This is a genomic window from Bacillus stercoris, from assembly GCF_029772985.1.
In the GTDB taxonomy this organism is placed as follows: domain Bacteria; phylum Bacillota; class Bacilli; order Bacillales; family Bacillaceae; genus Bacillus; species Bacillus stercoris.
In genome coordinates, this window is the sequence record NZ_CP121861.1 from 2,448,347 (window position 1) to 2,460,792 (window position 12,446).

Annotated in this window: 11 protein-coding genes; 3 read left to right on the forward strand and 8 right to left on the reverse strand. The window is 36.5% G+C overall.

All coding sequences use genetic code 11. The features are described 5' to 3' along the window. Positions 1–53: 53 nt before the first annotated feature. Both xylB and xylA read right to left on the reverse strand, forming a co-directional pair. On the reverse strand, positions 54–1,556 hold the full coding sequence (gene xylB / locus QA442_RS13055; protein ID WP_095432830.1) for a xylulokinase: 1,503 nt from the start codon (positions 1,554–1,556) through the stop codon (positions 54–56). A 146-nt stretch (positions 1,557–1,702) separates the two neighbouring features. Next, entirely contained in the window at positions 1,703–3,040 is a 1,338-nt protein-coding gene (gene xylA / locus QA442_RS13060; RefSeq protein WP_095432829.1) for a xylose isomerase, read from the reverse strand. Positions 3,041–3,280: 240 nt separating this feature from the next. Here xylA and xylR point away from each other — a divergent pair, with 240 nt between their 5' ends. After that, on the forward strand, positions 3,281–4,435 hold the full coding sequence (gene xylR, locus QA442_RS13065; RefSeq protein ID WP_069149640.1) for a transcriptional repressor XylR: 1,155 nt from the start codon (positions 3,281–3,283) through the stop codon (positions 4,433–4,435). 108 nt (positions 4,436–4,543) lie between these two features. Here xylR and xynB read toward each other — a convergent pair whose 3' ends face one another. The 6 genes from xynB to QA442_RS13095 form a co-directional block, all read right to left on the reverse strand. Further along, positions 4,544–6,145, reverse strand: coding sequence for a xylan 1,4-beta-xylosidase (xynB, locus tag QA442_RS13070; protein WP_095432828.1), 1,602 nt, complete (start codon positions 6,143–6,145; stop codon positions 4,544–4,546). A 30-nt stretch (positions 6,146–6,175) separates the two neighbouring features. After that, positions 6,176–7,567, reverse strand: coding sequence for an MFS transporter (locus QA442_RS13075; protein ID WP_071581669.1), 1,392 nt, complete (start codon positions 7,565–7,567; stop codon positions 6,176–6,178). A gap of 824 nt (positions 7,568–8,391) precedes the next feature. After that, a complete protein-coding gene (locus QA442_RS13080; RefSeq protein WP_069149639.1) occupies positions 8,392–8,862 on the reverse strand; it encodes a hypothetical protein in 471 nt (156 codons plus the stop codon). Positions 8,863–8,991: 129 nt separating this feature from the next. Continuing rightward, complete coding sequence (locus QA442_RS13085; protein WP_003231681.1) at positions 8,992–9,156, reverse strand: hypothetical protein; 165 nt, start codon at positions 9,154–9,156, stop codon at positions 8,992–8,994. A gap of 273 nt (positions 9,157–9,429) precedes the next feature. Continuing rightward, on the reverse strand, positions 9,430–10,071 hold the full coding sequence (locus tag QA442_RS13090; RefSeq protein WP_071581929.1) for a DUF3885 domain-containing protein: 642 nt from the start codon (positions 10,069–10,071) through the stop codon (positions 9,430–9,432). 279 nt (positions 10,072–10,350) lie between these two features. Continuing rightward, positions 10,351–10,863 (reverse strand): GNAT family N-acetyltransferase, encoded by a 513-nt coding sequence (locus QA442_RS13095; protein WP_095432827.1) that lies wholly within the window; start codon positions 10,861–10,863, stop codon positions 10,351–10,353. Positions 10,864–11,143: 280 nt separating this feature from the next. Here QA442_RS13095 and QA442_RS13100 point away from each other — a divergent pair, with 280 nt between their 5' ends. Further along, a complete protein-coding gene (locus tag QA442_RS13100) occupies positions 11,144–12,280 on the forward strand; it encodes a response regulator aspartate phosphatase (RefSeq protein WP_095432826.1) in 1,137 nt (378 codons plus the stop codon). Then, the gene (locus QA442_RS13105; RefSeq protein ID WP_040083082.1) at positions 12,270–12,446 is read left to right on the forward strand and encodes a hypothetical protein; all 177 of its coding nucleotides are present in this window, start codon (positions 12,270–12,272) and stop codon (positions 12,444–12,446) included. Before QA442_RS13100 ends, QA442_RS13105 begins: the two co-directional genes overlap by 11 nt.

Sequence of the window (12,446 nt, forward strand, 5' to 3'; positions counted from 1 at the left end):
TTTTGTTAACAGATAATGCCTTTGATGGTGATTCGTCGCTAATTGTTCCATTGTCATTCGTTTTTTCGAAAGCTCTGCAAAGCTGTATTGAGATCCTTTGTGTGAGTGTAGATGTTCTTATACAAATCAAATAGTGTTTTATATTTTTGGACATTTTGTTCCATTGGATAAAATGTAGCAGCCTTACGAATGAACTGCTTTGCACAATCTTCAAGGGATTCAAACCACCCACTTCCAAAAGCAGCCAGCATAGCCGCTCCCATGGCTGGGCCTTGTTCATTTTCTAACTTAATCACCCTCGCATTGAAAATATCAGCTTGCATTTGCAGCCACGTTTCATTTTTAGCACCCCCACCAATAGAAACGACAGTATTAGCTGATTTTCCCGCTTCGCGGAATAGCTCAATTGATTCATGCAAAGAGAATGTGATACCTTCCATTATCGCCCTCAAAAAGTGCTCTCTTTTGTGGGCTCCATCCATTCCGATCAAGCTTCCCCGAATAGAAGAATCAGCATGCGGCGTTCTTTCACCCACCAAATAAGGAGTGTATAGCAGTCCATTGGCTCCTATCAGAATAGATTCCACCCCCTGCAATAATTGCTCAAACGATTCGTTTGGCGCAAACGTATTTTTAAACCAATCCAAGCTGTATCCTGCAGCGAGCGTGACTCCCATCGTATAAAAAGAATCCTTTTTTCCATGATTAAAAAAGTGCACTTTCCCTTTAAAGTCTCTTTCATTGTCTTCTTCATAGGAAAGTATGACCCCTGAGGTCCCAATACTGCATAATGTTTTGCCGGAAGAAAGAATATCCGCTCCAATAGCACCGCAAGCATTATCCGCTCCCCCAGCGTACACTTTTGTTTTTTCCAATAGTCCTGTCTCCGCCGCGACGTTCGGAAGCAGCGATCCTACACAATCATGAGATTCAACAAGCGGAGGGCAAATATCTACAGGTATACCAAATTGTTCGCAAATATCATCACTCCACTTCTTGCGGGCAATATGTAAAAGTAAAGTCCCTGCTGCATCGGAGTATTCAGTGTGAATGGCACCAGTCATACGAAATCTCACATAGTCTTTTGGAAGCAAAAAAACAGCCGTTTTTTTGAAAAGTTCGGGTTCATTTTCCTTCACCCATAACATTTTAGGTAATGTAAATCCTTCTAGTACACGGTTTTTTGTGATGTCAAGCAGATGATCGCCAAATGTCTCGGTAATCCTGATGCATTGAGGCGTCGTTCTGGTATCATTCCAAAGAATTGCATGACGCAACACCTGACGATTTTGGTCAAGCAGCACCAACCCATGCATTTGTCCCGAATAGCTTATCCCGTCAATATCCTTGGCTTGAACATCGGATATAGAAACCAATTCAGCCAATGCTTCAATTGTTTGCTGCACCCAGTCTTCAGGATTTTGCTCACTATATCCCGCCTTCTCTTGGATGAGTGGATAACGTTTGGACGTTTCTGCACAAACCTTGCCGTTTTGATTGACTAAAATGGTTTTAACAGCACTCGTCCCAAGATCAATCCCAATGACGTACTTCATTTTTCCACTCCTTACCCTTTTAAAAAATCATTCACTCTAAATAAATCCCAATTATAAAAATTACCCGTCATAACAATCAGAAAGAGTAAAGGAATTATGACGGGTAGTTCGGTGACTTTGTATCACAGGATCTGGAGCTTATCCCGTTATACTTCTAAAATGTATTGGTTCAATATCGCTTTTAATCGCTCCTGTCTTCCAGATTCGTTTTTAATTGATTGATTATTTAGCGCATATTGCTCAAGTGTATTGAAAGTAGCTCTTCCTTCTATAATGTCAAGACCAATCCCTTCAGTAAAGCTGCGGTAGCGGTGTTGAATCACATCTTCAAACACACGATCTTCGATTAATTTATGGGCGACTTTCAATCCTCTTGCAAATGCATCCATCCCTGCAATATGGGCATATATTAGATCATCAGGCTCAAAAGAAGATCTTCTGACCTTCGCGTCAAAGTTTAATCCGCCGCTTCCAAGGCCGCCATTTTGCAGAATTTCGTACATTGCTAATGTCGCAGAATATAAATCTGTCGGAAATTCATCTGTGTCCCAACCTAACAGAGGGTGTCCCTGGTTCGCGTCAACAGAGCCAAGCAGACCATGCACTCTTGCCATGCGTAATTCATGTTCGAATGTATGCCCGGCTAATGTGGCATGATTGGCTTCGAGATTTAATTTAAAATGATTGTCTAAGCCATATTGCTTCAAAAAGGCAATGGTTGTTGCTGCATCTGTATCGTATTGATGGGTGGTCGGCTCTTTTGGTTTTGGCTCAATCAAAAACTGCCCTGTGTACCCGATTTCCTTCGCGTAATCCACTGCCATATGCAAAAATCTTGCCAAATTATCAAGCTCGAATTTTAAATCGGTATTTAACAATGTTTCATATCCTTCACGGCCGCCCCAAAATACATAGTTCTCGGCGCCAAGCTCTTTTGCTGTTTCTAACCCTTTTTTCACTTGTGCTGCAGCATACGCAAACACATCTGCATTGCAAGAAGTCGCAGCGCCATGGACGAAACGGGGATTTGTAAACATGTTTGCAGTATTCCATAATAGCTTAACGTTGCTATTTCTCATGTAATCTTTAATCATGCTCACGATCATATCTAAATTTTGGTTAGTCTCTTTTAGCGTACTTCCTTCTGGTGCAATATCCCGGTCATGAAAAGCAAAATATGGTGCATCTAGTTTTTCAAACATCTCAAATGCTGCTTCTACTCTCACCTTCGCTAGATCCATGCCTTTATAGTGATCCCACGGTCTTTGCATCGTAGCCGCTCCAAAAACGTCTGTGCCATCAGCAGTAAATGTATGCCAATAGGCAATAGAAAATCGCAAATGCTCTTTCATCGTTTTTCCGCCGATTACTTCTTGAGGATTATAATATTTAAATGCTAAAGGATTAGTCGAATCTTTCCCTTCGTAAACCACTTTGTTTGCGCTTCCAAAATAGTTGACTGAACTAGAATGAGATTGAGCCATGTGATTTCCCCCTTAAAAATAAATTCAAAACATGATCATTCAAATACAGCTGCATTTATTTCATAGCTGCTTGTTAGTTTGTTGCCTAAACGAACTAACTTATTTTCATCTTATATAACCTCATCAGTATTTTCAATATTTTTTTAGTTTTTTATGAACACATTAGATATAATAAAGGGAAGATTCGCTATGTACTATGTTCATACTTAATTTAAAGGTTATACAAATGGAGTGGATGAAGTGGATATCGCAGATCAAGCCTTTGTTAAAAAAGTAAATCAAAAGTTATTATTAAAAGAAATACTCAAAAATTCACCTATTTCAAGAGCAAAATTATCTGAAATGACTGGATTAAATAAATCAACTGTTTCATCACAGGTAAACACATTAATGAAAGAAAATCTTGTATTTGAAATAGGTCAAGGTCAATCAAGTGGCGGAAGAAGGCCTGTCATGCTTGTTTTTAATAAAAAGGCAGGATACTCCGTAGGAATAGATGTGGGTGTGGATTATATCAATGGTATTTTAACAGACCTTGAAGGGACGATCGTTCTTGATCAACACCACCATTTAGAATCAAATTCTCCAGAAATAACGAAAGACATTTTAATTGATATGATTCATCACTTTATCACGCATATGCCCCAATCTCCTTACGGTCTTATTGGTATAGGCATCTGTGTGCCAGGACTCATTGATAAAAATCAAAAAGTTGTTTTCACTCCGAACTCGAACTGGAAAGATATCGACTTAAAATCTTCTATACATGAGAAGTTCAATGTGCCTGTTTTTATTGAAAATGAGGCAAATGCTGGCGCATATGGAGAAAAAGTATTTGGTGCTGCAAAAAATCACGATAACATTATTTATGCAAGTATCAGTACAGGGATAGGGATCGGTATTATTATCAACAACCATTTATATAGAGGGGTAAGCGGATTCTCTGGAGAAATGGGACATATGACAATTGACTTTAATGGTCCTAAATGCAGTTGCGGAAACCGCGGTTGCTGGGAATTGTATGCTTCAGAAAAGGCTTTATTAACATCTCTTCAGACGAAAGAGAAAAAAGTGTCCTATCAAGATATCATAGAGCTCGCCCATGCAAATGATATCAGCACCTTACATGCATTACAGAATTTTGGATTCTATTTAGGAATAGGCCTTACCAATATTCTAAATACATTCAATCCACAAGCCATCATTTTAAGAAACAGCATAATTGAATCCCATCCTATGGTTTTAAATTCAATTAGAAGCGAAGTATCGTCAAGGGTTTATTCCCAATTAGGCAATAGCTATGAATTATTACCTTCTTCCTTAGGAAAAAATGCACCGGCATTAGGAATGTCCTCCATTGTGATTGATCATTTTCTAGATATGGTTACAATGTAATGTCGCTCTCCGCTCATCTTTATTGATGAGCTTTTTGTTTGTTATATATAGGCACATTCTTAGATGAAAAAGGAGTTCTAAAATAGAGCCTCCTTTTTCACATACACTTTATTTTTCTGTATAACGAAAATATCTAAAGTCGGCCGGAATATGATGACCGCTGGTATCTTGACATTGCATCCCTACAAAGGCTCCTGTAAAGAATCCTCCCCCACGGATGTAATCATCTGATAATTTTTTCGATTCCAATGCAATATCAATTTTGTGCCAATCTTCTTTGTTAAAAGAATAGAAATAATAATATTTTTCCTTGTCGATATTTACTTTTAAATATACATACTTTACTTCACGAGAAATAACAATTTTATTGTGTAATGGCTGTGAAAAAGAAAAGTTATCACATATTGTTAATTCAAGAATACGGCCGAGTTCTTCATCATGCGTGATTTGAAGAGCCGTCCAGTTCTCTGTATTGTAGTAGTTCACCAAACCAGCGGCTTGTTGAAAATTTTCCGGGAAAAACGCTACAGCTGTTTCCGCTTCAAAATGGAGGCTTTGCCAACGCCTGGCTACAAATGCCTGAGTAAATGTCGAGGTTAATGATTCATGACCGTATAATCGTAAATGATTTGGCACCTGAGTCAATGAACCTAATTCTTTCGTGAACGGAATTCTTAAAGTTTGAAAATTGATATTTAATGTTGAATCCTCAAATTCATCAACTTCGGGGTACGTGGCTTCAAACACGGTTTCGGGTATAGAAGGCGCTTCCACCTCCAAGCTTCCTTCTTTTCCGCCTGCTACATAGGGCCATTCATCTTTCCAGTAGAGTTTTTGAATAGCTGTTTCTCTGCCCAAAGGACAATATCCTCTCTGCTGAAAAATTGACTCATCGTCTGGATGGATGGGGCGTCCCGTTAAATGAGCTAAATACCACTCACCTGTATGTGTTTGAACAATGGATGCATGTCCGCATTTTTGCAATTGATTTCCTGGATCATGCCATGACGTTAAGATTGGATTATCGGGATGAACTTCATATGGTCCCTCAATATTTGCAGATCGGGCAATTGTTGCAGCATGTTCGAACCGTGTTCCGCCTTCTGCAGTTAGTAAATAATAATAGTTCCCGATATGATAAAGGTGCGGAGCTTCTGTTAGCTTTCTGTCAGTTCCTTTAAATATCACTTTCGGTTTACCGATTAATTTTTGCTCCTTATCAGAATATTCCTGGATGACAATTCCTCCAAAGGAGTGCCTGTCAATACGGTGATCCCATAGCATATTTAATAAATATTTTTTCCCATCCGTATCATGGAACAAAGAAGCATCAAACCCCGAGCTGTTTAATGATATCGGCTCTCCCCAATCACCATTAATCGTTTCACAAGTCACTAAATAATTGTGACAATCTTTCCAAGCGCCATCTACTACCTTAACGTCCGTATAGATCAGCCAGAACCTTCCATCACTATAGCTTAAACATGGTGCCCAAACCCCACCTGAATTAGGGTTTCCTTTCATGTCTAATTGTGAAACTCTCTGTAATGGGTGTGCAACTAAGCGCCAATTGACTAAATCTTTTGAATGATGTATCTGGACTCCCGGAAACCACTCAAATGTAGATACAGCGATATAATAATCCTCTCCTACCCTGCAAATACTTGGATCGGGATTGAATCCTTTAAGGACTGGATTGGTAATCTTCATTTGGGACTCCTCCTCAGTTTATTTTCTTTTTTAAGCTTTGAAATCATCAATATGATCCAAATAAACTTTGTCTCTATTCTCTAATTCTCGAACCATGTTTTTATATTTTTTCTCATCTAAGTTATAGAAATTAATATCAATTAAAGCCAGAGCCAGCAAGAACACGGGAATAATGGTGGTTGTAATTAAAATCCCCGTTAATGCCGCCGGAGTTTGTGCCTGATTTGCCACATATCCAAACTTATCAAGAACCAGACCCGGAACAACTCCTCCTAAGGCCATGCCGAATTTAAAGAAAAATCCGATAATAGCGTATATGAGACCGCCCATTCTTTTCCCAGTCCTGTACTCTCCATATTCTATTGTTTCAGGAATAAGCGCCCACATATATCCCCCGGCAGTGAGACTTCCAGCAGCAGCGATTAAGCGACAGACAAGTATGAGGTATACATTACTTGGCGGAACAAACAGTAAAGCTAAGAGGCCGATTATATTCAGTAATAATGCATAGTTTAGTAATTTCTTCTTCCCCAATAATTGATGTAGCCTTGGAATAAACGGTAAAATGACCAAAGCGGGCAAACTTCCGATCAAACCGTACCACTTCACCAAATCCTCTCTTTCTAGGTTATACGTTACGTAATAAATGCCAACCGAATTACTGATGGAATTCACTCCAAAAATAATGATAAAGAAAATACTTAATACAACAAGTGGACGATTAACACGAAACTGCTCAAATATATCCGTAAATTTAATTTTTTCTTCGGATTTTTGAAGAGTGACACGCTCTTTTGTGCTTTTAAAACAAAAGATTAAAAGGCACCCGCCTATCATTCCCAAAATACCCATGGTTAGTTGCCAGCCAAGAGATTCTTTGCCGGAAGTATCGCTTAAATAAGCAGCCAGTAAAGGAACAAAAAATGCAACGACAAGTCCCCCAAGATTCGCAAATAACATACGAACTGATGTTATGCTAACCACTTCTTGATTATTTCTGGTCATTGCAGAAGTTAATGCGCCATATGGCACGTTAATCGTTGTGTATGTAAGCGACAAGCCAACATAGGTGATATAGGCATATATTAATTTCCCTATATCCGAAAAATCCGGGGTTGTAAAACAGAGTATGGCCAGTATGACAAATGGAAAAGCTCCGAATAAAAGATACGGTCTAAAGCGTCCAAATTTGCTATTCGTTCTGTCAACTATTGTTCCAATAAAAGGATCAGCGAGTGCGTCGATTATTCTAACCACTAAGAACATAGTACCGGCGGCGGCTGCCGATAAACCAAATACATCTGTATAGAAAAACAAAAGATAAGTAGACACTGTTGCATAAATTAAATTACACGCAAAATCTCCAGACGCATATCCAACTTTTTCAACCATGCTAATCTTCTTTACATTTTCACCGAGCATGATTTCTCCCCTTTTCGATCCTTTAATATGGAACAGTGTGAAACGGTTTAAAAATCCCCTCAAACTTATGGACTGGACGCGTTTATAAAAGCGCTTTCAAAACAGAGCATTTTCATCATCTAAATGGTGATCAGCAAGCAGTAAACTCATCTTTTTTCGTCATACTTTATATGCTGAAAAAGGATAAAAGCTTCTTTCTTTTGTTTGTTATAATTCCCCCTTCCATCCATATTTAACAAGAGCTTTATCGATAGACAATTAAAGTTCACCTCATTAGTTTGTTGACCGAACAAACTAACTTGACTTAATATTATAAAATCCCTTTGACTTTTTCAACATCTTTTTCAGAAAGTTTAAACAGGATTGATTTTTGACTCTTCCGTTATATTCAGTGTCTCAAATATTTGCGAATGTCATGTATCATTTAACAACGATCAGTCCGAAAACAGATTCTTGTGTAACCACATGACAAAGATGATCTAATCGAAATAAGGAATTGGTTAGTGGTAAGCTGCATTTAACAGTTTGATAAAGGTGATAACAGGATGTATGGAGACTGTTATCGTAGATTTATACTGATGGCAAGCTTGGTCACGAGTAGAAAGAAAAGAAATGGCCAGAGTAGTTTATGTTATAAGTCCAACCCTACATACTTATATCAATACAGGAATAAATAAAAGCAAAAATAGAGAAGCTTTCAACAGGAGTAGAAATGGCTATTTGACTGTCTGAGGATTAAAGACTGTGTTAAACACTATGATTTATCCAAACTTATTTTAATCTTAAAAATTTAATTGAGGGTGAAAACAAAGAGAATACAGAAATTAATTCTGTATTAATTTATTCAATATGTTAATTTTACTTTGGTCTTTATGATTCTTCTTCCTTCTTCTATAGCCATCTAATAAAGACTTTTTATAAACCTTGAGGTAATCATCAATCGTTAGCAAATGATATTTCGCTCCGTCATCTTCAAAAACCTCTAGGTTATTATAGTCTACATCTGCAAATGGTTTTAAATCCTCAATGTAAGCAATGCCTATTTTGGTATTAGTTTTCTTAAATTCATGCTCATGTAAATCAACCATTTTGTATCCATGCAGTTCCATCACTTTTTTTAGTTTTCCCCACTTTTCCTCTAAAAAAATTAAAGGAATAAGGATATCAATATCTTCTGGGGAAAAGCCCAACCCAGTTACCTTTTCAAGACCTAAAGAGCCATATAATAATGGAATGATGTCTAGCTCTTTATTAAAAATTTTAGCTATATTGATAAATTCATTATACAATTTCATTTTCCATCCCCGATATTTGGTAATTAATTATTTAAGATTCAACTGCCTCTTGAATTTTCATAAGCCCTTCAATACTAATACCTCAAAGGGTTATTTTTTCAATAATCCTGAAAGTCATCTGTATAATATCTAAAAAGCCTTAAATACTGAATTAAAGAAAAACATCAATATGATAATGGCCAGCACAACAACAATTTCAAAAGTATGTGAACTGCCATCTTCTTTTTCTCGTTCTTTCTTCTCCCTCATTTGCTCCCTATACTTTCTTTGTATTTCATCCTTTTTTTTATCCATCTTACTCGACCCCTTTCATCATAAAGCAAAGTCAAGCAATTCTGAAATTTCCCATCCCTTTCTGTTGACACTTAATTTAATCCAATCCTCATCATCAGCATATGGTTTTTTGAAATGGACAACTAATTGAATCATTTATTTCTCAGCCCGACCTTTAGAATCCTTCCCTAATTACGTAAAACCATTTTAGCTGTTGTCCCATGGCTTGTCGAACTGAACTAGAGCCATATAAAACTTAGATTTGATTTTTTCAGTTTCTATTAAAAAAGAGTATTACATGTACTTATACTCTTCTACCCAGTCATGATATTTTTCATAAAGGTGACGTATTCGTTTGAAATCAAGAGCTATGACTTCACATCCACGATCATCATAGATAAAGAAAATAATGTCTTTTGTAATGTTCACAAAGAAAACATCAGGGTAATCAATAGAGTAACCTCCGAATTTCGGTTTTAATGGAAAATCCTCGTTACTGGCTGCTTTAAGTAATTCAGTTACACGTAAGTCTCGAGGTTTGCATAACAAGGAAAATTGCTGCATCTCATATTCTTCAGCTTTATTGATTTCGAAAGGGTAGGGATATGTCTTCACCATCATTTGATTCAAAAGATTTTTACACTTTAGAAACGGTTGATATACCTTTAATTTTCTTATACATTTCTCTTTCTTTTTGTGCTTATACATATTCGCCACAAGGAATATGTCATCATTTTGTTCGAATAATTCATTAAAAATGATTGAGATTTGTTCATATACAATCCGAAACATCTTTAAATTCAATTCTTCATTTGCTTTGAGTTGATAGATATTTTCACCCAGACAAAAATGGATTCCTGTGCCCCATTGATTGTAGATGCTAGGAATTAATTCTAGGTTTTGAAATCTTTCCTCCATATACCCTATTACATTCATTCACACATTCTCACTTTCGGTTAATCGGATGATTTTATGCAGACCTAGAAAAATTGTAATTCCTTCCTAAGATTCTAACTTTAGTATACCATTTTCACTCTGGGCGATCGATAGGAATATGGTCTTTTTGGAACCCCTTAAAAGATAATGAACATCTGTGGCAGGTTCACTTATTCTCTGAGTTCAATGACATATTAAGCAATTCAACATAGATCGATTCTTACTAAGGCAAAAGTGAGAAGATCGGTTATAAAATGATTAACGCTAGATCAGTATAGTTCAATTCCACTCTTCCTCTAAAATAGCGTAATAATATTCATCCCACCACTCATTGCCTTTTGGAATACACTTTTTAAAAAAGCCTTCTCTTCTCATTCCAATCTTCTCCATAACTCGGTATGATGGAATATTCTCAGGTTGACAAGTAGCTATAATCCTATGTAATTTCATTTCTTTAAATCCGTATTCCAAGATAGCCTGCGCAGCTTCAGAAGCATACCCTTTATTTTGATAATTCGGATTAAACACCCACCCAATCTCATATGTATGTTCACCAAAATACTTATGAAAAACAATATGGCCGATAAGTAAATCTTCATCTATTAATATGACAGGGAATTTTTCAGCGTTATTACCTTTGTTTTTATTTACAAATGCTTTTGCGTCTTCTTCAGTAAAAACCCCTTCTGGTATATACTTCATCACATTAATATCTGATGTATACTCATATACAGCTTGCCAATCTTTGAATTCGAATTCACGTATCAATAACCTTTTTGTTGTGATATGCATTAATGTAACTCCCCTCATTCTTACTTGACCTTTATTTCGATATTAAGATAACAATAACCTCTTTAAATGACTATCTTTATTCAACAATATTTCCGCTTACTTGAATCAACTGATTCTGACAGTGAACAAGCAATGGATTATGATTCACCGAGATAAACCCCAAACCCTTCTCTTGATTGTTTTTTTCGCTTTTTAAGAAAACATTAAACTTCCTTATTCCTTTAAATATGATAAAATATTACATATTTAGCCTATTGGATACATAGAGGGAGGGTTTTCAATGGAGCAATTAATTCCGTCATCCGCAGTTGGAGTTAAAACCAATGAGTGGTATAAATACATACGGATGTTCGCCGTTCCAGATACAGAGATATTAAAAGCAGAGGTTGAAGAAGAAATAAAACATATGAAGGAAGACCAAGATTTATTGCTGTACTATTCTCTCATGTGTTTTCGCCATCAATTAATGCTGGATTACCTTGAACCAAAAACAATGAACGAAGAACGGCCTAAAATTTCAGACTTATTAGAAAAGATTGAAAGTAACCAAACTGATTTGAAAGGGATTCTTGAATATTATTTTAACTTTTTCCGTGGAATGTATGAATTTGAACAATACGAATATCTTAATGCCATAAGCTTCTATAAGCAAGCCGAGAGAAAATTATCACTTGTTGCAGATGAGATTGAACGAGCAGAATTCCACTACAAAGTTGCAGAAATTTATTATCATATGAAGCAAACTCATATGTCGATGCATCACATTGTTCAAGCAATTGATAGTTATAAAGCACATGAAAACTACACTGTAAGAGTTATTCAATGCTCATTTGTCATCGGTCTAAACTATTTGGATATGGACTTCCCTGAAAAAGCGATCCCTCATTTTAAAGATGCTCTAGATAAAGCAAGAGAAATCGATATGTCACGATTAATCGGATCATCTCTGTACAATCTTGGCTTATGTTTATTTGCTGAGGAAGCTTATGAAAAGGCAGCTGAGTACTTTAAGGAGGGTATTAGAGTATACCAGGATAATGGGTATGAGCACTCAAATCGTTTATTAGACATCTTACTTATGTTGACAAAAACCACATTTAAAATGAGAAATCACTCCGAGGGAACTTCTTGGTGTGCACATGGTCTGTCTTTATCCGAAGATTTAAACGATGAGATAATGGCCAAAATGTTTGAATTCATTCATGCCCTATATGTAGATAACGACAAAGGAAAATTAAATTCGATTCTAAATTATTTAGAATTAAAGTCAATGTTTTCAGACGTGGAGGATTTAGCAGCAGATGCAGCGAAGTATTACAATGAAAAAGAAGACCATAAAGTGGCTGTTGTTTATTATGAGAAAGTGCTTTATGCCCGTAAACAAATTCAGAGAGGGGATTGTCTTTATGAAACTTAAGCATGCATCTGTCTTAATTTTAGCCATTGTTTTAATTGGATTTGTAAGCATTTATTTAACTAACACTCAAAAAGATGTCCAAGAAGCACGCAGAGGACATACGTCCAGTATTGGTTTTACTGATGGTCATTCGTATGAAATTGCAAGTAGAGGACATACTTCTTAA

Coding starts and splice junctions, on each gene's coding strand:
- QA442_RS13095 (WP_095432827.1), bottom strand. CDS start 10,863: ATGCATATCACAACAAAAAGGTTATTGATACGTGAATTCGAATTCAAA.
- xynB (WP_095432828.1), bottom strand. CDS start 6,145: ATGAAGATTACCAATCCAGTCCTTAAAGGATTCAATCCCGATCCAAGT.
- QA442_RS13085 (WP_003231681.1), bottom strand. CDS start 9,156: ATGGATAAAAAAAAGGATGAAATACAAAGAAAGTATAGGGAGCAAATG.
- QA442_RS13100 (WP_095432826.1), top strand. CDS start 11,144: ATGGAGCAATTAATTCCGTCATCCGCAGTTGGAGTTAAAACCAATGAG.
- xylB (WP_095432830.1), bottom strand. CDS start 1,556: ATGAAGTACGTCATTGGGATTGATCTTGGGACGAGTGCTGTTAAAACC.
- QA442_RS13075 (WP_071581669.1), bottom strand. CDS start 7,567: ATGCTCGGTGAAAATGTAAAGAAGATTAGCATGGTTGAAAAAGTTGGA.
- xylA (WP_095432829.1), bottom strand. CDS start 3,040: ATGGCTCAATCTCATTCTAGTTCAGTCAACTATTTTGGAAGCGCAAAC.
- QA442_RS13105 (WP_040083082.1), top strand. CDS start 12,270: ATGAAACTTAAGCATGCATCTGTCTTAATTTTAGCCATTGTTTTAATT.
- QA442_RS13080 (WP_069149639.1), bottom strand. CDS start 8,862: ATGAAATTGTATAATGAATTTATCAATATAGCTAAAATTTTTAATAAA.
- QA442_RS13090 (WP_071581929.1), bottom strand. CDS start 10,071: ATGAATGTAATAGGGTATATGGAGGAAAGATTTCAAAACCTAGAATTA.